Annotated in this window: 13 protein-coding genes and 1 pseudogene; 7 read left to right on the top strand and 7 right to left on the bottom strand. The window is 60.5% G+C overall.

Annotated elements, in window-relative coordinates:
• Positions 1 to 56: 56 nt before the first annotated feature.
• Positions 57 to 1,310: a serine hydroxymethyltransferase gene (gene glyA, locus NE357_RS24820; RefSeq protein ID WP_007950978.1), complete on the bottom strand. Its 1,254-nt coding sequence runs from the start codon at positions 1,308 to 1,310 to the stop codon at positions 57 to 59.
• Positions 1,311 to 1,550: 240 nt separating this feature from the next.
• Positions 1,551 to 5,399, bottom strand: a pseudogene (locus NE357_RS24815) (bifunctional diguanylate cyclase/phosphodiesterase).
• A gap of 276 nt (positions 5,400 to 5,675) precedes the next feature.
• On the opposite strand from NE357_RS24815, the gene ettA reads away from it, so the two are divergent.
• Together ettA and gdhA are read left to right on the top strand one after the other, a co-directional pair.
• Positions 5,676 to 7,340 (top strand): energy-dependent translational throttle protein EttA, encoded by a 1,665-nt coding sequence (ettA, locus tag NE357_RS24810; protein ID WP_169431993.1) that lies wholly within the window; start codon positions 5,676 to 5,678, stop codon positions 7,338 to 7,340.
• 316 nt (positions 7,341 to 7,656) lie between these two features.
• On the top strand, positions 7,657 to 8,994 hold the full coding sequence (gdhA, locus tag NE357_RS24805) for an NADP-specific glutamate dehydrogenase (protein WP_169431992.1): 1,338 nt from the start codon (positions 7,657 to 7,659) through the stop codon (positions 8,992 to 8,994).
• Here the strand turns inward: gdhA and NE357_RS24800 are convergent.
• The 4 genes from NE357_RS24800 to NE357_RS24785 form a co-directional block, all read right to left on the bottom strand.
• A complete protein-coding gene (locus NE357_RS24800) occupies positions 8,991 to 9,485 on the bottom strand; it encodes a GreA/GreB family elongation factor (protein WP_169431991.1) in 495 nt (164 codons plus the stop codon). The genes gdhA and NE357_RS24800 overlap by 4 nt on opposite strands.
• Before the next feature lie 70 nt (positions 9,486 to 9,555).
• Positions 9,556 to 9,912 carry a hypothetical protein gene (locus tag NE357_RS24795; RefSeq protein WP_169431990.1) on the bottom strand — a complete coding sequence of 119 codons (357 nt, stop codon included), beginning with the start codon at positions 9,910 to 9,912 and terminating at the stop codon, positions 9,556 to 9,558.
• Between the two features lie 84 nt (positions 9,913 to 9,996).
• Positions 9,997 to 11,850, bottom strand: coding sequence for an Lnb N-terminal periplasmic domain-containing protein (locus tag NE357_RS24790; RefSeq protein WP_169431989.1), 1,854 nt, complete (start codon positions 11,848 to 11,850; stop codon positions 9,997 to 9,999).
• A 95-nt stretch (positions 11,851 to 11,945) separates the two neighbouring features.
• Positions 11,946 to 12,434: a DUF3015 domain-containing protein gene (locus tag NE357_RS24785; protein ID WP_007950971.1), complete on the bottom strand. Its 489-nt coding sequence runs from the start codon at positions 12,432 to 12,434 to the stop codon at positions 11,946 to 11,948.
• Positions 12,435 to 12,736: 302 nt separating this feature from the next.
• Here NE357_RS24785 and NE357_RS24780 point away from each other — a divergent pair, with 302 nt between their 5' ends.
• The gene (locus NE357_RS24780) at positions 12,737 to 15,175 is read left to right on the top strand and encodes a Lon protease family protein (RefSeq protein WP_169431988.1); all 2,439 of its coding nucleotides are present in this window, start codon (positions 12,737 to 12,739) and stop codon (positions 15,173 to 15,175) included.
• A gap of 242 nt (positions 15,176 to 15,417) precedes the next feature.
• Positions 15,418 to 15,747, top strand: coding sequence for a PA4575 family protein (locus NE357_RS24775; RefSeq protein ID WP_169431987.1), 330 nt, complete (start codon positions 15,418 to 15,420; stop codon positions 15,745 to 15,747).
• 6 nt (positions 15,748 to 15,753) lie between these two features.
• Here NE357_RS24775 and NE357_RS24770 read toward each other — a convergent pair whose 3' ends face one another.
• Positions 15,754 to 17,583 (bottom strand): hypothetical protein, encoded by a 1,830-nt coding sequence (locus NE357_RS24770; protein ID WP_169431986.1) that lies wholly within the window; start codon positions 17,581 to 17,583, stop codon positions 15,754 to 15,756.
• A 162-nt stretch (positions 17,584 to 17,745) separates the two neighbouring features.
• Here NE357_RS24770 and NE357_RS24765 point away from each other — a divergent pair, with 162 nt between their 5' ends.
• The 3 genes from NE357_RS24765 (at position 17,746) to NE357_RS24755 (ending at position 19,419) form a co-directional block, all read left to right on the top strand.
• Entirely contained in the window at positions 17,746 to 18,234 is a 489-nt protein-coding gene (locus tag NE357_RS24765; protein WP_007950967.1) for a TIGR00645 family protein, read from the top strand.
• Between the two features lie 135 nt (positions 18,235 to 18,369).
• The gene (locus tag NE357_RS24760; protein WP_169431985.1) at positions 18,370 to 18,675 is read left to right on the top strand and encodes a DUF6482 family protein; all 306 of its coding nucleotides are present in this window, start codon (positions 18,370 to 18,372) and stop codon (positions 18,673 to 18,675) included.
• A gap of 126 nt (positions 18,676 to 18,801) precedes the next feature.
• Positions 18,802 to 19,419, top strand: a complete 618-nt coding sequence (locus tag NE357_RS24755; protein ID WP_085689724.1) for an FKBP-type peptidyl-prolyl cis-trans isomerase — start codon at positions 18,802 to 18,804, stop codon at positions 19,417 to 19,419.
• Positions 19,420 to 19,432: the final 13 nt, after the last annotated feature.

The raw sequence follows: 19,432 nt of genomic DNA, 5'->3' as shown, positions 1-19,432 counted from the left end.
GAAAAAAAACCGGCCATCACTGGCCGGTTTTTCATGCTGCGTTTTTAACGTCGCAATTAAGCGCCGTATACCGGCAGTTTCTTGCAGATGGCTTTGACTTTCTCACGTACGGCGTCGATTACCGCTTCGTTGTTCAGGTCAGCCAGGATGTCGCAGATCCAGCCGGCCAGTTCCTTGCACTCAGCCTCTTTGAAGCCGCGAGTGGTCACAGCCGGAGTACCGAAGCGCAGGCCGGAGGTAACGAACGGGGAGCGTGGGTCGTTTGGCACGGAGTTCTTGTTCACGGTGATGAACGCTTTGCCCAGAGCGGCGTCGGCGTCTTTACCGGAGATTTCCTGCTTGATCAGCGACAGCAGGAACAGGTGGTTTTCAGTACCGCCGGAAACCACGTCGAAACCGCGCTCGATGAACACGCCGGCCATGGCCTGGGCGTTCTTCACCACTTGTTGCTGGTAAGCCTTGAACTCAGGTTGCAGTGCTTCCTTGAAGCAGATCGCTTTGGCGGCGATCACGTGCTCCAGCGGGCCACCCTGGGCGCCCGGGAATACGGCGGAGTTCAGCTTCTTCTCGATGTCGGCGTTGGCCTTGGCCAGGATCAGGCCGCCACGTGGACCGCGCAGGGTCTTGTGGGTGGTGGTGGTCACGACGTCAGCGAACGGAACCGGGTTCGGGTAGACGCCAGCGGCGACCAGACCGGCCACGTGAGCCATGTCGACGAACAGGTAGGCGCCCACCTTGTCGGCGATGGCGCGGAAGCGCGGGAAGTCGAGGATTTGCGAGTAGGCAGAGAAACCGGCCACGATCATTTTCGGCTTGTGTTCAACAGCCAGACGCTCGACTTCGTCGTAGTCGATCAGGCCGTTGGCGTCGATGCCGTACTGGATGGCGTTGTACAGCTTGCCGGAGGAGGAAACGCTGGCGCCGTGGGTCAGGTGACCACCGTGGGCCAGGCTCATGCCCAGGATGGTGTCACCGGCCGACAGCAGGGCCAGGTAAACAGCGGCGTTGGCTTGGGAGCCGGCGTGCGGTTGAACGTTGGCGTAGTCGGCGCCGAACAGCTCCTTGGCGCGGTCGATGGCCAGTTGCTCGACAACGTCGACGTACTCGCAACCACCGTAGTAGCGCTTGCCCGGGTAGCCTTCGGCGTACTTGTTGGTCAAAACCGAGCCTTGAGCTTCCATCACCGCTGGGCTGGTGTAGTTCTCCGAAGCGATCAGCTCGATGTGTTCTTCCTGGCGCTGGGCTTCTTGCTCCATGGCGGCAAAAAGATCGGCGTCGTACTTGGCAATAGTCAAATCACGGCTGAACATGGCGGTCCTCAAGGATCGGGGGCAGAAAAGGGGGGCATTCTAACCCATCGGGTTTTGGATGGCATATGAAACGACATCATGTCGCAGACAAGTGGCGTTCATGACCAGATATGTGGCGTCCGTGCCGGCCTTTTCGTTGACCAGCCGGTTCGCACAATAACCGAGGCCAGCCTGCGATTACGTGATCGACATCAATCCCTGTGGAAGCGAGCTCGCTCGCGAAGGCCGCGCCGCAGATCTTCAGTCGAACATGAACAGCGCATCATTGCTGAATTGCGCCTCGAAGCGAGTGGCCGGCATCGGCCGCCCGAACAGATAACCCTGAACTTCGTCGCAACCGTGCTCGCGCAGGAAGTCCAGCTGTTCATGGGTTTCCACACCCTCGGCGATTACCGCCAGATTCAGGCTGTGGGCCATGGCGATGATCGCCCGGGCGATCTGCGCGTCCTGCTCGCCGGACGGCAGGCCGTCGACGAAGGTGCGGTCGATCTTCAGCACATCGATCGGGAATTGCTTGAGGTAGTTCAGCGATGAGTAACCGGTGCCGAAGTCGTCGACTGCGATGCTCAGGCCCAGGTTCTTCAGGCCGGCCAGGATCTGCATCGCTTCGCTGACTTCGCGCATCAGGATACTTTCGGTCAGCTCCAGCTCCAGGCACGCCGGCGGCAGGCCGGTTTCCTTGAGGATGGTGGCGATCCGCGTGCCGAGCTGGCCGTCGGAGAACTGCCGGGCGGAAATGTTCACCGAGACCTTCGGCACGCGCACGCGGCTCTGGTGCCAGGTCTTGAGCTGACGGCAGGCCTCGCTGATGACCCAGTCGCCGACGTCCACCACCAGCCCGAGTTCTTCGAGCACCGGGATGAAATCCCCCGGCGGCACCAGCCCGCGACGCGGATGACGCCAGCGCAGCAGGGCTTCGGCACCGGTCAGGCGTTTGCCGTCGCCGCTGAACTGCGGTTGGTAATACAGCACGAATTCGTTCTGCTCCAGCGCGTGACGCAAGTCGCTTTCCAGTTCCAGACGCTACAGCGCACTGGCGTTCATGTCGGCCTGATAGAACTGGAAGTTGTTCTTGCCGCGCTCCTTGGCGTGGTACATCGCGGTGTCGGCGTTCTTCATCAACTGGCTGAGTTCGTTGCCGTCCTGCGGGCTCAGGGCGATGCCGATACTGGCGGTGACGAAGAACTCGCGGCCCTCCAGCACGAACGGTCGCACCAGACTGCCAAGAATCTGCTCGGCGACATGTATCGCACGGTTCAGCGCCATCTCGCGGCTGGAGCGGTGTTGCAGCAGCAGGGTGAATTCGTCGCCGCCCATCCGCGCCACGGTGTCGTCATCGTCGACGCAGGCCAGCAACCGCGTGGCCATGTCCTTGAGCATGCGGTCGCCGGCGGCGTGACCGAGGGAGTCGTTGATCGGTTTGAAACGGTCGAGGTCGAGGAACATCAGCACCACCCACGACTTCTGCCGGTCGGCCGATTGCAGTGCGGTGTGCAGGCGATCCTGGAACAGCGTGCGGTTCGGCAAGTGGGTCAGGGCGTCGTAGTAGGCGAGGCGGTGAATCCGTTGCTCGCTGGCCTTGCGCTCGCTGATGTCGCTGAAGAAACACACATAACTGGCCAGATCGCCCTCGTCATCGAGCACCGCAGTGATGCCGACCCACGCCGGGTAGTGCTCGCCATTGCGGCGCTTGAGCCAGACTTCGCCTTCCCAGGTGCTGTGCTGATGCAACTGCTTGAGCACGTAGCGCAGGTGCGCGTCCTGCTGTTCGTCGACGGTCAGCATGTTCGGCAACTGGTCGAGCACTTCGCTCACCGCGTAGCCACTGACCCGGCTGAACGCCTCGTTGGCCTGGACGATGTAACCGGCCGGGTCGGTGATCAGGATCGCCGAGGTCGAATGCTCGAATACCGTAGCCGCCATGCGCAGATCTTTTTCGGCACGGCGTTGCTGGCTGATGTCGCGACCGACCCCGAGCACGCCTTCGAAGGCGCCGTGTTCGTCCCACACCAGCACCAGACGCAGTTCGATCGGGATCTTGCGGCCGTCGGCGCGCAGGCAGTCGAACAGGAACATCTGGGTCTGCACCTGGCTGCGCAGGGTTGCCAGTTGCTCGGGCTTGTCCAGGGCTTTGCTGACCCGGTCCATCAGGTGGTAGATGCCGTTGAGCTGCTGCGGGTTGGCGATGGTCGACTGCCAGCCGTTCTGGAAAATCCATTCGGCGTCGTAGCCCAGCACCGCTTGCACCGACGGGCTGACGTAGTTGAGCGAGAGTTTGCTGTCGGTAGAGAAGATCACGTCGCTGATGCTTTCGGCGAGCATCCGGTAGCGCTGTTCGCTGTCGCGCAACGATTCGCTGGCCTCGATCTGCTCGGTGATGTCCTTGGCCACGCCGATGATTCGCGTCACCTGATCGTGCTTGTCCCGGGCCAGCGCCTGTTCGCGGATATCGAAGCGCCGCCACTTGCCGTCGCGGTGGCGGAAACGCAACTGGCATTGCAGCAACTGGCTGTAGCCGGCGTGGCGCTGCATCTGCCGCGAGCGGTGATAGTAGTCGGCGTCTTCCGGGTGCAGGAGGATTTCCCAGAAGTATTCGCCCATCTGATGCAGTTCGGTGCGGTTGTAACCGAGGGTCTGGCCGAGGTGGTGGTTGCTGAAGATCATCCGCTGGCTGATCACATCCTGCACGTACAGGTGATCCGGCACGGTGCGCACCACGTCCGACCAGAAGCCTTCGCGTTCCAGCAGCGACAATTCGATCAGCTTGCGGCTGGTGATGTCGTTGATGCTCAGGATCACGGCCTGGTAATCGTGCTGTTCCTGAGGCAGGCGCAGCACCAGCCACAGATGCTGGTCGCGGCCATTGATGTCCGGCAGTTTGATTTCCAGTTCCAGCTGCTTTTGCTGCTGGAGCACGGCGTCGAGTACCTGATTGCCGATGGCGCACTGACTGTGCGGCTGACCGTCGATCAACAGTTGCCAGGCGTGGTCACAGGAATTGACGTTGAGCAGTTGCAGCGCGACCTGGTTGACCTCGGTGATCCGCAGTTCGTTAAGCAATTGCTGGCGCCGCGCCGGCTGGTCGAGCCAGGCCTTGAGCTGGTCGCTGGTCTGGATCTGGGCTTTCTCGAAAACCTGCTTGAGCCCCGAAAGATCCAGCACGCACAACGCCACGCCGGTGCCTTCGAAAATATCCTGATAACGCCGACGCCCTTCATGCACCTGACGCTGACGACGGCGCATGTTGAGCAACGCGATGAACGGCAGCAGCGACAGCGCCAGACCCAACAGGCATTTGCCGATGAACGCCGGCAGCAGTTGTTCGAGCACATGCTGGCGGTCGAACAGGCCGCGCAGTTGCCAGTCGCTGCTGCTCAGCGGCACGGTCAGCACACTGTTGGCCAGATCGTCCGGGGTCAGGACGCTGGTGCTGCCGATGGGCATTGCTTCGTCGCGACTGATGATCTGATGGTTGATGCGATTTTCCACCAGCCAGAGAGGACGGATGCCGGTTTCGCCCTGTTTGGTCAGTGCGCTGAAAAAGGTGGGTGTCAGCCGCAGTGCCCAGTAACCGCGAGTGTTGCCGCTGGCCTGATGCAGCAACAGATGCACCACGGAACCGTCGTCGGCGTTGCTGAAGTAGTGCGCCTGGGCGTGACTGCGGCGGACCAGATCGCTGAGGTAGTCGGCGTCCTTGCTGTCTGTGGCGCTGTCGCTGAGGATTTTTCCCGACGGGCTGAGCAAGGCCATGCTCTGCAGGTCAGGCAGCGATTTCTGCAGCTTGCGCAGCAATGCCTGTTGTTCGTCGGCGGACTGCGGCTGTTCGACGATCGGTAGCAGATTGAGGGCGATCTGCGCATTCAGCGACATGTTCAGGCTGACTTGCGAAGCGAGATCGGCCGTGTAGTCGATGGTGTACTGGCGCTGGTTTTTCTGGGTTTCACCCAGTTGGTCGAGCAGTTGCCAGAACAGCAGCGCCAGCAGCAACAGCACCAAAGTCGCCAGCGCGCCTTTCAATGTTCCGCGCAGGGACGAGCCGGGCGCCGGTTGGGTGCTGCTCACAGAGGCTGGCGGAGTGACGTTGGACAAGCTGTAATCCTGCGGTCTGGCTGGACTGGCGCGACGTGCACTATAAGCCGGACGCCCAAAGGGCGGCTAGCATGCCTTGAGTTGTGGCGAAGTGCCAGCCCCGCTCGGCTGGACTGCCTTCTGTCATTAAGGTAGCTTTGCCGGTTACGCGGGAGCGTTCCAGCTCCTAGACTTTCCGCGCGCACGCATTGATATCTTCCAGTGAACGACGCGCACGGTCTGGCCGGGCATTGCCTGTGTCCCAATCATTCATCAGTCACTGACCCAAGGTTCTCCATGGCTCAATACGTCTTCACCATGCATCGGCTGGGCAAAGTTGTTCCGCCGAAGCGGGAAATCCTGAAAAACATTTCGCTGTCCTTCTTCCCGGGCGCCAAGATCGGCGTCCTCGGCCTCAACGGTTCGGGTAAGTCCACGCTGCTGAAAATCATGGCCGGCGTCGACACCGAGTTCGAAGGCGAAGCACGCCCGATGCCGGAACTGAACATCGGTTACCTGCCGCAAGAGCCGCAACTGGATCCGACCAAGACCGTGCGTGAAGTGGTCGAGGAAGCGGTCAGCGTGATCAAGGATGCGCAAGCGCGTCTGGACGAGGTCTACGCCGCCTACGCCGACCCGGACGCCGACTTCGACAAGCTGGCCGCCGAACAGGCCAAGCTCGAAGCGATCCTGCAGGCCAGCGACGGTCACAACCTGGAGCGTCAACTGGAAGTCGCCGCCGATGCGCTGCGCCTGCCGGCCTGGGACGCCAGGGTCGAACACCTGTCCGGTGGTGAAAAACGTCGTGTGGCCCTGTGCCGTCTGCTGCTGTCCGCCCCGGACATGCTGCTGCTCGACGAACCGACCAACCACCTGGACGCCGACTCCGTTGCGTGGCTCGAACACTTCCTGCACGACTTCCCGGGCACTGTGGTCGCGATCACGCACGACCGTTACTTCCTGGACAACGTCGCCGGCTGGATTCTGGAACTCGACCGCGGCGCGGGCATTCCTTACGAGGGCAACTACTCGGGCTGGCTGGAAGCCAAGTCCGATCGTCTGGCCCAGGAATCCAAGCAGCAATCGGCTCACGAAAAAGCCATGAAGGAAGAACTGGAGTGGGTGCGCAAAGGCGCCAAGGCCCGTCAGTCGAAATCCAAGGCTCGTCTGCAACGCTTCGAAGAAATGCAGTCTCAGGAATTCCAGAAGCGTTCGGAAACCAACGAGATCTACATCCCGGCCGGTCCGCGCCTGGGCGACAAGGTCATCGAGTTCAAGAACGTCACCAAGGGCTACGGCGATCGCGTCCTGATCGACAACCTGTCGTTCTCCATGCCGAAGGGCGCCATCGTCGGCGTGATCGGCGGTAACGGTGCCGGTAAGTCGACCCTGTTCCGCATGCTGATGGGCAAGGAAACTCCGGACTCCGGCAGCATCGAGATCGGCGACACCGTGCAACTGGCCTGCGTCGACCAGAGCCGCGAAGACCTGGACGGCAGCAAGACCGTGTTCCAGCAGATCTCCGACGGTTCCGACCAGATCCGCATCGGCAACTACGAGATCCCGTCGCGTACCTACGTCGGTCGCTTCAACTTCAAGGGCGGCGATCAGCAGAAGTTCGTCAAGGACCTGTCCGGTGGTGAGCGCGGTCGTCTGCACCTGGCGCTGACCCTGAAGGAGGGCGGCAACGTCCTGCTGCTCGACGAACCGTCCAACGACCTCGACGTTGAAACCCTGCGTTCCCTGGAAGAAGCCCTGCTGGACTTCCCGGGCGCCGCCATTGTGATCTCTCACGATCGGTGGTTCCTTGACCGCGTCGCGACCCACATCCTGGCGTACGAAGACGACTCGCAAGCGGTGTTCTTCGAAGGCAACTACACCGAGTACGAAGCCGATCGCAAAAAGCGTCTCGGCGAAGCGGCGGCCCAGCCACACCGGGTACGCCACAAGAAACTGGCCTGATTACAGGTTGGTTGCATGAAAGAGCGGAGCCTTCGGGCTCCGCTTTTTTTTGCCTGCAATACTGCGCCGGCCTCATCGCTGGCAAGCCAGCTCCCACAATTTCTGCGGTGCTCACCCGTCCAAGGCAAGGCGCAAACTCTGTGGGAGCTGGCTTGCCAGCGATGGCGGATTAACAGTCGATGCAGGTCTGAAATTACAGCCTGTGTACTATTTGTTTTCATAAATGCGACATTTTATTCTGTTGCTGTGTACATATCGTTTGTTACAGTCCGGCTCAATCTCTTCCAACGACAACACATTTGCCGAGACTTTTCCCATGATCGAATCCGTCGAATCCTTCCTCGCCCGTCTGAAAAAACGCGATCCGGATCAGCCCGAATTCCACCAGGCCGTTGAAGAAGTCCTGCGCAGCCTGTGGCCGTTTCTCGAAGCCAATCCGCACTATCTGCCCTCGGGAATTCTGGAGCGCCTCTGCGAGCCGGAGCGGGCGGTGGTGTTCCGGGTGTCGTGGGTCGACGATCAGGGCAAGGTCCAGGTCAATCGCGGTTTCCGCATCCAGATGAACAGCGCCATCGGCCCGTACAAGGGCGGTTTGCGCTTCCACCCTTCGGTGAATCTGGGCGTGCTGAAATTCCTCGCCTTCGAGCAGACCTTCAAGAACGCCCTGACCTCGCTGCCCATGGGCGGCGGCAAGGGCGGTTCGGATTTCGATCCGAAGGGCAAGAGCGACGCCGAAGTCATGCGTTTCTGCCAGGCATTCATGAGCGAACTGTACCGGCACATCGGCGCCGACGTGGACGTGCCGGCCGGCGATATCGGTGTCGGCGCACGGGAGATCGGTTTTCTGTTCGGTCAGTACAAACGCCTGAGCAACCAGTTCACCAGCGTGCTGACCGGCAAGGGCATGACCTATGGCGGCAGCCTGATCCGCCCGGAAGCCACGGGTTTCGGTTGCGTGTACTTCGCCGAAGAAATGCTCAAGCGCCGCGAGCAGACCGTCGAAGGCAAGCGCGTGGCGATTTCCGGATCCGGCAACGTTGCACAATACGCCGCTCGCAAAGTGATGGACCTGGGCGGCAAGGTGATTTCCCTGTCCGACTCCGAAGGCACGCTGTATTGCGAAGCGGGTCTGAGCGAAGAGCAGTGGCTGGCGCTGCTGGAACTGAAGAACGTCAAGCGTGGGCGGATCAGCGAACTGGCGACGGCATTCGGCCTGGAGTTCCGCGCCGGTCAACTGCCATGGTCGTTGCCGTGCGATATCGCGCTGCCGTGCGCGACCCAGAACGAACTCGACGCCGAAGCTGCCCGCACCCTGCTGCGCAACGGCTGTGTGTGCGTGGCCGAGGGCGCGAACATGCCGACCACCCTTGAGGCTGTGGATATCTTTATCGAGGCGGGCATTCTGTTTGCGCCGGGCAAGGCATCGAATGCCGGCGGTGTGGCAGTCAGCGGCCTGGAAATGTCGCAGAATGCCATGCGCCTGTTGTGGACGGCGGGTGAGGTAGACAACAAGTTGCACGCGATCATGCAGTCGATCCACCACGCCTGTGTGCATTACGGTGAGGAAAACGGCCGGATCAACTACGTCAAAGGCGCGAACATCGCCGGGTTCGTCAAGGTCGCCGACGCGATGTTGGCGCAAGGAGTGGTTTAAGACAGGTCGATACGGATCACTTCGATCAGTTGATTACCGGCCGGACGCTGCCACAGCACTTCGTCGTTGAGTCGTGCGCCAAGCAGCGCGCGGCCCAGCGGTGAGGCCCAGTTGATCAGGCCGTTGGCGGCATCGGCCTGATCTTCGCCGACCAGTTGCACCCGACGCTCGGTGTTGTGTTCGTCGGCGTAGGTGACCCAACTGCCGATCTGCACCTTTTCGTTGGACGTCGGAGCTGGTGCGACCTGAGCGCTGCCGACCCGCTGATTGAAATAACGCAAATCCCGTTCGAGATCAGCCAGCCGCTGTTTGTCGGCCTGTTCGCCCTTTGCGGACTCTTCTGTGTGCAGCGCCTGCAGCTCGGCAACTTTCGCCTGCAACTGGGCAAGTCCTTGTGGCGTGACGTAATTGGGCTGCGTGCTGATCTGCCGTTCGACTGGCTGATCGGCTTGCGCAGCGGCGTTGTCTTCGTTGACGAAGGCGCGACTCATGATGGGCTCCTGTTACAACCGTTGGGCCATGGTCGCAGGCATTTGGTTTCACCGGATGTCTGGAAACGACCTACTGCGAACGATAGGCCCGCGCGGCACCCTGGTCCTTTTCCTGCTGCCAGGCGCGTTCGCGTTCGTCCCAGTGTTCGTTGCGATACTGTTCGCGATCCTTGTTTTCCAGCATCGCCTGACACTGCCGGAAACCGTCGCTCCAGCCTTCGGCGTATTGCTTGTCCTTGAGATAACGCGGCACGTTCTTGCGAAACTCGCCGCTGATCGAGCCGGCTGCCTGACGACCGCTGATGCAACCGTCATCGAAACCGTCGGCGAACGCCGGTGGATAACCTTTGGCAATCAGGTCTTCGTGGGTGCTCTGACAGCCACCCAGCAACAGCAACACGCCCACAAACCCCGCACACCGCCACATCACACTCTCCCGGGCCGTCAAACGGCTGATAGGGAAAGTCTAGAAGCGGATTCGTCGATGGGGCGTGAAAGAAAGATCAAAACCTCAGTAGTGATACCACTTCACTTCCAGCATCACCTCGGTCTCCGGCGTTGCCAGATGGCTGAACTCGCGCTGGGCACTCAGGCGCAAGCCGAGGTTGCGCGACAATTCCCACTGCTGGTTCAGACTCAGACTGCGGCGCACTTCACCATTGAAGAAGTAATCGCCCTTGGCCTCCACACTGAGATTGCCCAACGGGTTCTTCCAAAGCACGCCGGTATTGAAACCGCCTGCCGGGGAAACGAATTCGGCGAAATCATTGTTGTGTTCAACGCGCACCGTGCCGAGGGCAAAACCGAGCACATCGTCACCCAGCGCCCAGGTTCCGCCACCGCCGCCATTGACGTGGCTGACCAGGTTTTCGTCGTCATGCTTGCCCGGTACACGTTCAAGGCCACCGGTAACTTGCCACGACAGCGGCTGCAACAGCGCATTGCGCGGCGTCAGCGAGCGGATGGTCGCCAGATCCAGCTGCTGGAATTGCCAGTGATTGCCTTCGTACTGGCGCAGCTTCATCTGCAGGATTTCGATCTGCGCGCCGAGGGGGAAACTTTCGGCGTTGTCGTTGAGATCGTGATAGGCCATGCGCAAGCCGTACTCGCCGAACGCACGGTCTCCGCGCGTGCCGAGACCGGCCTGCCAGGTGCGCGATTCGTGGCCGTCTTCGGGCAGGCCCGGTTGTGGGATTTGCAGCTCCGGCGCCGGGTTCTTGTTGATCGCCCGCAGCAGTTCGAAACTGCGCTGCGCTCGCTGTGGATCACGCTCCTGGCCGTTGGCGCGGTAGCGTTCCAGCCGATACGCGGCGTCGATGATCAGCGCTTGGCGGTCGCGGGGCAGGGCCTGGAAGGCTGGATCCTGCAAATGCTGCTGGTCGGCGCTGACTTTCTGTACCCAGTCTTGTTCTTGGCCGGTCAGTGGCTCGGCGCGGCTGAGCAATTCACGCTCGCGGGAAGGGCGGTATTCGATGCTCTCTACCAGCCCGGACTCCTTTACCGCCTTGACGGTGTCGGTGGGGATCGCCGTCAGCGGGAACTGTTCTGTCAGGCGCAGGCTCGGGCGTGCCACCTGCAACAGTTCGAGCAGGCGATAGGAACAGTTTTCGTCGAAGAAGAAATAGTCGAACTGAATCTGCTTCAACTCCCACACATGCTCGACCATGCGTGCGGTTTCTGCTTGCGTCAGGTTGAGCCGGTACTCCCACAGGTCGCGGTTTTCCAGGCTGCGGTATTCCGAGAGTTTTTCCTGATAGGGCACCAGTGCGAACAGCCCCGGATAACCGCCCATCAGGCCTTTCCAGGCGTAAAGAATGCTGTTGTCCGAACCTTCGATGTAGGCGCCGAAGTTGATCGCGTAACTGAGCAGCGACGTCTTGTCGCTCTGTACGTCAGCCTGGTCGATACGCAGCAGGGTGTGACCGAACATCGACGACGGGCTGTTGAGATAGGCCGCCGGGAAAATCATCACCGCGCTGTGGGGCGAGACGTCCTTGAACCACTTCTTGAATTCGCTGCAGTCCGGTGTCGGCAGGTCGGTCAGGTTGAGTTGATCTTTCAGCCAGCGGGTGCGTGCCGGGTAGACGCACTGGGCGTGTTGCTCACCGAGACGGGCGGGGGCGTACAGCGCTTGCACGGTGGCGGCCAGTTCATGGTCGGGGTGTTCGTTGCCATCGGGAGCGAGGAAGAATTTTTTGTCGCTGACGTAGCTGCGCCAGCCACCGAGCTTGGCGGTTTCGTAATGACCGAGGGAAATCCAGAAGCGGTCGCTGGCCAGTTGCTGCAAACGTTGAGGGTCGATGTGAGGCGCGGCGGACAGCGGGGCGCAGACACACAGCGCCAGCCAGGCAAGGCGTTTGAGCATAGGTGGCAACTTAAGTCGAAAGAAACAAAAGACCCAAGGAAGGGCGGGCCGAAAAAATAAAACCCGCTTCCCGAAAGAAGCGGGTGGGGCCGAGCTTAAGCCTGAGTGGCGTACTTGGCCAGACGAGGGTCTGCTTTCAGCACGGCCAGGGTGTTGGTATGCACGTCTTCGGCAGTCACGTCAGCCTTGCTGAAGATCTGCTGAAAGTGCTCGTGAGTGACGGCGGCGAAGTGCGCACGGTCTTCCGGCGCCACGCCCAGTACCACGGCATAGGTCGTCAGCGCTTCGCCGTTGCCTTTTGCCATGTCTTCGGACAGCTCGTTCATCATGCCATTCATGGCAAACCAGGATTTGCCGCCATAGGTCAGCGAGGCGTTGGTGGAGCAACCGTTGGTACCGGATGTCATGCCGAACGTGGCGTTGCCGGAGGTGCCGTTGGTGGTGGATGCCAGGAAGTGAGCCGGAGTGCCACGCTGACCTTCGAACAGCATGTTGCCCCAGCCGCAATCCGGGCCGCCTGGAGCTTGCGCCATTGCGTTGATGGATACAGCGGTGAAGAGAGTACCGAGAAGAATCCGTTTCATAGCTTTGTTCTCTTTGTGTGCATACCAATGGACAGGGTTCTGGCCCCCAAGCTCTGTACGAAACAGATCCAGACGAAGCCAGTGGGCCGGTATTAGTTCCAGCCGCGCAGTTTGGAGTTTAGGCACGTTCCGAGGGTTCCGTGAGTTTTTGCACAATATTTGGAATAAACCCCGGTTTCACGGGACCGGGCCGCGGGCAGGGCGGCTGTCTATGCTTTGTGTCGTGTGGCGCGCCTTGCCAGTGGGGCTCGGGCAGCGCCAGAATGCCGCTATCTGCCCCGCCTGATTGTTAAGGAAGTCCGATGCCTGATCCTGTTGCTGCCAGCTTGCGTCTAGCGCCCGAAGCGCTGACCCGTCCGTTTTCCGCTGAACAGTTCAGCTTCACTACCACCAATGATCTGGAGCCCTTTCGCGGTGTGCTTGGCCAGGAACGTGCGGTCGAAGCCTTGCAGTTCGGTGTGGCCATGCCACGCCCCGGTTACAACGTATTCGTCATGGGCGAGCCCGGCACCGGCCGTTTCTCGTTCGTCAAACGCTACCTGAAGGCCGAAGGCAAACGCCTGCAGACCCCGGCGGACTGGGTCTACGTCAACAATTTCGATGAGCCGCGCGAACCCCGCGCCCTGGAATTGCCATCGGGCAGCGCCGGTGCCTTCATCGGCGACATCAACGGCCTGATCGACAACCTGCTGGCGACCTTTCCTGCGGTGTTCGAACACCCGTCCTACCAGCAGAAGAAGAGCGCCATCGACCGCGCCTTCAATCAGCGCTACGACAAGGCACTGGACGTCATCGAACGTCTGGCCCTGGAAAAAGACGTCGCCCTGTACCGCGACAGCAGCAACATCGCCTTCACCCCGATGCTTGAGGGCAAGGCGCTGGACGAAGCCGAATTCGCCCAGTTGCCGGAAGCCGAGCGCGAACGCTTTCACGACGATATTTCCGGCCTCGAAGAACGCCTGAACGAAGAATTGGCGAGCCTGCCGCAGTGGAAACGCGAATCGAGCAACCAACTGCGTCAGCTCAATGAAGAAACCATCACCCTGGCCTTGCAGCCTTTGCTCGCACCGCTGTCGGAGAAGTACGCGGAAAACGCGGCCGTCTGCGGTTACCTGCAAGCGATGCAGGTGTATCTGCTGAAAACCGTGGTCGAGCAATTGGTCGATGACAGCAAGACCGATGCGGTCGCGCGCAAGCTGCTGGAAGAACAATACGCGCCGAGCCTGGTGGTCGGTCATCCACACAGTGGCGGTGCACCGGTGGTATTTGAGCCGCATCCGACCTACGAAAACCTGTTCGGCCGCATCGAATACACCACCGATCAAGGCGCGCTCTACACCACCTATCGTCAGTTGCGTCCGGGTGCGCTGCACCGCGCAAACGGTGGTTTCCTGATCCTCGAAGCGGAAAAAATGCTCGGCGAGCCATTCGTATGGGATGCGCTCAAGCGCGCCCTGCAATCGCGCAAGCTGAAAATGGAATCGCCGCTGGGCGAGATGGGGCGTTTCGCTACCATGACGCTCAACCCACAGTTCATTCCGTTGAATGTCAAAGTGATCATCATTGGCGCGCGTCAGCTGTACTACACGCTGCAGGACCTCGATCCGGACTTCCAGGAGATGTTCCGTGTTCTGGTGGATTTCGACGAAGACATCCCGATGGTCGACGAGAGTCTGGAGCAGTTTGCCCAGTTGCTGAAAACCCGTACTTCGGAAGAAGGCATGGCGCCGCTGACCGCCGACGCGGTGGCGCGTCTGGCGACTTACAGCGCGCGTCTGGCCGAGCATCAGGGGCGGTTGTCGGCGCGGATCGGCGATCTGTTCCAGCTGGTCAGCGAGGCGGATTTCATTCGTCACCTGGCCAGCGATGAAATGACCGACGCGGGCCACATCGAACGCGCCCTGAAGGCCAAGGCTACCCGCACCGGCCGTGTGTCGGCACGGATTCTCGACGACATGCTGGCAGGGATCATCCTGATCGACACCGACGGCGCGGCGGTCGGCAAGTGCAACGGCCTGACCGTGCTCGAAGTCGGTGACTCGGCGTTCGGGGTGCCGGCGCGGATTTCCGCCACGGTCTACCCGGGCGGCAGCGGCATCGTCGACATCGAGCGCGAGGTCAACCTCGGTCAGCCGATTCACTCCAAGGGCGTGATGATTCTCACCGGGTATCTGGGCAGCCGTTACGCCCAGGAATTCCCGCTGGCGATTTCCGCCAGCATCGCGCTGGAGCAGTCCTACGGCTACGTCGATGGCGACAGTGCGTCGCTGGGCGAGGCGTGCACGCTGATTTCGGCCTTGTCGAAAACCCCGCTCAAGCAGTGTTTTGCCATCACCGGATCGATCAACCAGTTCGGCGAAGTGCAGGCGGTGGGTGGGGTCAACGAGAAGATCGAAGGCTTTTTCCGTCTCTGTGAAGCACGTGGACTGACAGGTGAGCAAGGCGCAATCATTCCTCACGCCAACGTCGCCACGCTGATGCTCGACGAGAAAGTGTTGGCTGCAGTGCGTGCAGGGCAGTTCCATGTTTATGCGGTGCGTCAGGCAGATGAAGCGCTGAGCCTGCTGGTGGGTGAGCCTGCCGGTGAGCCGAACGAGAATGGCGAGTTCCCGGAAGGCAGCGTCAACGCGCGCGTGGTGGAGCGTCTGCGGGTGATTGCCGAAATGATCAGCGAAGAAGACCTGAAAGAGGCCGAGAAGGAACTGGCGCAGGAGGCGCTGGCCGAGGCCAAGCCGGCGTAAGCCAGGCTGCAGAACATAAATGGGAGCCTTGTGCTCCCATTTTGTTTTGTCGCGAACGTCGGCAAAAGTGCCATCACTCTGGCGTCAATATTCACACAATGACCATTCGGCGCCTTCTGGTTCTGCGCGGTTGGCGCGGCGGACTTTTCTTCTATTCTCAGCTCAAGGACATCGACAGTATCACGGGATCGAAACAGTCCTTCAGCAAGGGCTGAACACCGGCTTTACCGAGGGTCGCCGCCATGTCGCGCAACCTCTGCCTCACCCGTCAGTGCCTGGGTCTCGTAACCCGAATCGAATGCGCCATCAAGCCGTTGGCCGGCGATACCGGCATGTGGACTTTGCTCTTTGCCGCCGGCATGGCCGGTGAACAACCTTCCGCCATCAAGGCCCAGGGCCCGTTCCACGGGCCGGTCGCTGCCGAATCGATCCTCGATACCATCGTCGAAAGCCTGACGATGCACGGCTACGAACTGGCCAATGATCCGCAGATCTGGTCCTTGCACCTGCAAGCCCAGTTACGGCAGATCAATGGCGGACGTGGACGCAATATCGGCATTTTCGATCATTAGCGCCGATCAAGGCGCAGCGCCCTGGGTCTGCGCCTTCTCGAGCTTGACCTCAAAGCCGTACTGCACAGTGACGAGGTCGATTCGATGATAGGTTTCCACCTGCGTCGGACGGCCGTAGAAATAGTGCACGCCGAACAGCGCCGGGCCTTCTGCGCCCGCGTCGTGGCTGACCGAAAGGATCTGCTTCAGGTAGTTGCCGCTGTCATCCTTGACGAAGAATCGCCATTCGTTGGCCGGAAACAATTTCAGGTCCACCACCAGTTCGTTGTTCCTGATGTCCAGGCCCTTGGGCAATGCCTTGGCTTCGTAGGACTGTTTCGCCACCGTGGCGAGGAATAAGGGCATCGAACCGACGGCCACTGCCGGGGTTTCCGGAAATAGGTTCAAGTCATAAGTGATGGTCGCTTGCAGCGGATCCACCTGATACGCCTCGGCCGGCAATTCGATCGGCTCGTCGAGTTTGCCGTTGTGTTTTTCGGTGAAGAACGTCACCGGGCTTTCGCCGGGAGCCAGGTCGTCGCCCAGCAACTCGTCATTGAAGGTTTTGCGGTGATCGAACTCGATGCGCGCGGCGCTGGGCTCTTCCACTGACTGGCGGATATGAATGCTTTTTTTCAGCTCGTCCTCGGTCAGTGATGCACCTTTTAGCCAGTTGGGCGCCTGGTCGTCGTAGACGGTGATCGCCAGATCCAGCGGCTGCACGGTTTTCGCCGTGGTGTGCGCGTTGAATTCGCGGATCGGCAGGTCCAGTGGCCTGCGGGTGACGGTCGCCTCGGAGAAGTCCAGCACGCTGACTTCAAGGGTATCGATCGGCCCGTTGAAGTAGACCTTGTTGTAACGGCGCGTATGCTGCTGTTCGAAGGCGCGCTGGTCGTCGTTCAGCTGTTTCTCGAGATCCTCGCTCCAGGCCTTTTGCTGTTGCAGGTGCGTCAGTTGTTTTTGATAGAAGGCGATCTGCTCGGGGCTTTCATTGATGGCGCCGGCTCGCGCCAGATACTGGCCGGTGCTGTCACGGGCCTGGACGATCAGCGGGTTGAGCGGCGTGTTGGCGACTTCCGGGGCGAGCGGCAGATGGTTGCTGAATTCGACTTCGGCGTAGTTCTTTTCCAGCTTCAACAGGGTCACGCTGAGGTTGGCGTCGGTCCGGGTCTGGCCGACGTCCTGTTTGCCCAGATCGAAACGGTGCAGGCGTTTCGGGGCGATGACTTCCACCTGACCTTGCAGGCTCACAGGACGCGGCCGGGTTTTCTTGTCGACGTCCAGACCCTCGATGAACGGGTAGGTCACGGTCAGGTCGTCGGGGTTGGTGATATTGGAGCTGGACGGACTCAGTTGAATGCCCGGATCGGTTTCCGACCATTCCGGCTGGTAGGTGATCACCCGTTTGTTGCTCAACGTCACCGATTGCCACTCAACGCCATGGGGGAACAGAAACCCGCCGGGGATATTGAGATTGAAGGGAAACACCGGCTGCAGGTCGGTCAGGTAGTCGGAGCTGGCATCCTTGTGGAGCACGAACAGGCCGTTGATGAAGGTATCGACCAGCGCCTGGGGAGTGGGGTAATGCTTGAGCACGCCGAGGGCGTCTTCACCGTATTCGGTTCTGGGCGGTTTGTTGTCGAGACGTTGCTGCGCGCGCTCCAGGAGCAGTAGCGAGCCGCCGAGTTCGGTCACGGCATCCTTGAGTTTCGGGTCGGTGATGGCGTCCAGCGACTGTTCGAACTGCGCAGTCTTCTGTTCTAGGCTGAGCGGGTGTTTTTCCTCGCCGGGCGAGCAGCCGCCGATCGATAAGGCTAGGCAAATTCCGGCAGTCGTTAACGGCAATCGCACATCCATTTCCAGTCGTCCTGTCCACTGTCGCTGGGCTGTCAATGGTTTGGACACTAGCAGAAAAACTTTGACACACACACGCAGGTGGCGGATTTTCGGGCGGTTTCTGGCTGTCATGGGGGGCTGGTATACTCGCCGCCGATTACAACCCTTCTTGTGTGAGAGTCAATGGAACGCTTTATCGAAAACGCAATGTACGCCACGCGCTGGCTGCTGGCGCCGATCTATATCGGGCTGTCCCTCGGGTTGCTGGCGCTGGCATTGAAATTCTTCCAGGAAGTGTTTCATGTCATTCCCAACGTCTTCTCCATGGCCGAGTCCGAGCTGATTCTGGTGCTGCTGTCGCTGATCGACATGGCGCTGGTCGGCGGTTTGCTGGTGATGGTGATGATTTCCGGCTACGAGAACTTCGTGTCCGAGCTGAATATCGACGAAGGCAAGGAAAAGCTCAGCTGGCTGGGCACCATGGACTCCTCGTCGCTGAAGATGAAAGTGGCGGCGTCGATCGTGGCGATTTCCTCGATCCACCTGCTGCGGATCTTCATGGATGCCAAGAACGTCGATCCCGAGCACCTGATGTGGTACGTGATTATCCACATGACTTTCGTGATCTCGGCGTTCGCCATGGGTTATCTGGACAAGCTCACCAAGCATTGATGAGCTGTCGATGGCTGTAACAAAACCGCCCGTCTGTTGCGAAACAGACGGGCGGTGTCATTTGTGGCTTGTACTTTGTAGCGCCGAGGCATATCCCTGTAAGCGTCCCGGCTCGCTACAGCGTGAGGTGCGTTCATGAACCTGCAAGAGTTGAATGCGTTTGCCATCGCCAGGAAGGTCGATGAGCTGAACCTGATCTCCATGGAGGGCGGAATCTACCTGCTCGAGGCGCGGATGCACGGCGCGGCGTACCCGTTGAGCGATCCCCAGGGCAAGATGCTGATGCTGCGCTCGGTGGAGCATGCCCGGGATGTCCTGCACAACCTTCCGGTGCTGCCGTTCAACCTGGTCCACACCTCGGTACATGATGAAATGTGCGGTCTTGGTGCCAGCGGCGAAGAAAGCCTGAAAGTGCCGCTGGCCTGGCGCTCGGCACTGTAGGCTCCAGGGCCTGATCAATGGCGGAACATCTGTGCTAGTCTGCTCGCCCTTTTGGTTCCGGGCGCGCCGGGACGCGCTGTGCACGCACGGCATGTCCTGAGGCCGTCCGCACAGCGGAGCAGTGTCATGTCCGAAGTAAATCTGTCCACCGACGAAACCCGCGTCAGCTACGGTATCGGCCGTCAGCTGGGTGACCAGCTGCGCGACAACCCGCCACCGGGTGTCAGCCTGGACGCCATCCTGGCCGGTCTGACTGACGCATTCGCGGGCAAGCCAAGCCGCGTGGGTCAGGAAGAGCTGTCCGCCAGCTTCAAGGTGATCCGCGAGATCATGCAAGCCGAAGCCGCTGCCAAGGCCGAAGCCGCCGCTGGCGAAGGTCGTGCGTTCCTGGCTGAAAACGCCAAGAAAGACGGCATCACCACTCTGGCTTCCGGTCTGCAATTCGAAGTGCTGACTCAGGGCGAAGGCGCCAAGCCATCCCGTGAAGACACCGTGCGTACTCACTACCACGGCACGCTGATCGACGGCACTGTGTTCGACAGCTCCTACGAGCGTGGCCAGCCGGCAGAGTTCCCGGTCGGCGGCGTGATCGCCGGCTGGACCGAAGCCCTGCAACTGATGAATGCCGGCAGCAAGTGGCGTCTGTACGTGCCGAGCGAACTGGCTTACGGCGCTCAAGGCGTTGGCAGCATCCCGCCGCACAGCGTTCTGGTGTTCGACGTCGAGCTGCTCGACGTTCTGTAATCCCGTTACCCTG

The organism is Pseudomonas sp. G7(2022) (assembly GCF_052660475.1).
The sequence above is the reverse complement of the archived record's forward strand: the minus strand, read 5'-3'. Positions and strand labels throughout refer to the sequence as shown.

Coding starts and splice junctions, on each gene's coding strand:
- glyA (WP_007950978.1), bottom strand. CDS start 1,310: ATGTTCAGCCGTGATTTGACTATTGCCAAGTACGACGCCGATCTTTTT.
- ettA (WP_169431993.1), top strand. CDS start 5,676: ATGGCTCAATACGTCTTCACCATGCATCGGCTGGGCAAAGTTGTTCCG.
- gdhA (WP_169431992.1), top strand. CDS start 7,657: ATGATCGAATCCGTCGAATCCTTCCTCGCCCGTCTGAAAAAACGCGAT.
- NE357_RS24800 (WP_169431991.1), bottom strand. CDS start 9,485: ATGAGTCGCGCCTTCGTCAACGAAGACAACGCCGCTGCGCAAGCCGAT.
- NE357_RS24795 (WP_169431990.1), bottom strand. CDS start 9,912: ATGTGGCGGTGTGCGGGGTTTGTGGGCGTGTTGCTGTTGCTGGGTGGC.
- NE357_RS24790 (WP_169431989.1), bottom strand. CDS start 11,850: ATGCTCAAACGCCTTGCCTGGCTGGCGCTGTGTGTCTGCGCCCCGCTG.
- NE357_RS24785 (WP_007950971.1), bottom strand. CDS start 12,434: ATGAAACGGATTCTTCTCGGTACTCTCTTCACCGCTGTATCCATCAAC.
- NE357_RS24780 (WP_169431988.1), top strand. CDS start 12,737: ATGCCTGATCCTGTTGCTGCCAGCTTGCGTCTAGCGCCCGAAGCGCTG.
- NE357_RS24775 (WP_169431987.1), top strand. CDS start 15,418: ATGTCGCGCAACCTCTGCCTCACCCGTCAGTGCCTGGGTCTCGTAACC.
- NE357_RS24770 (WP_169431986.1), bottom strand. CDS start 17,583: ATGGATGTGCGATTGCCGTTAACGACTGCCGGAATTTGCCTAGCCTTA.
- NE357_RS24765 (WP_007950967.1), top strand. CDS start 17,746: ATGGAACGCTTTATCGAAAACGCAATGTACGCCACGCGCTGGCTGCTG.
- NE357_RS24760 (WP_169431985.1), top strand. CDS start 18,370: ATGAACCTGCAAGAGTTGAATGCGTTTGCCATCGCCAGGAAGGTCGAT.
- NE357_RS24755 (WP_085689724.1), top strand. CDS start 18,802: ATGTCCGAAGTAAATCTGTCCACCGACGAAACCCGCGTCAGCTACGGT.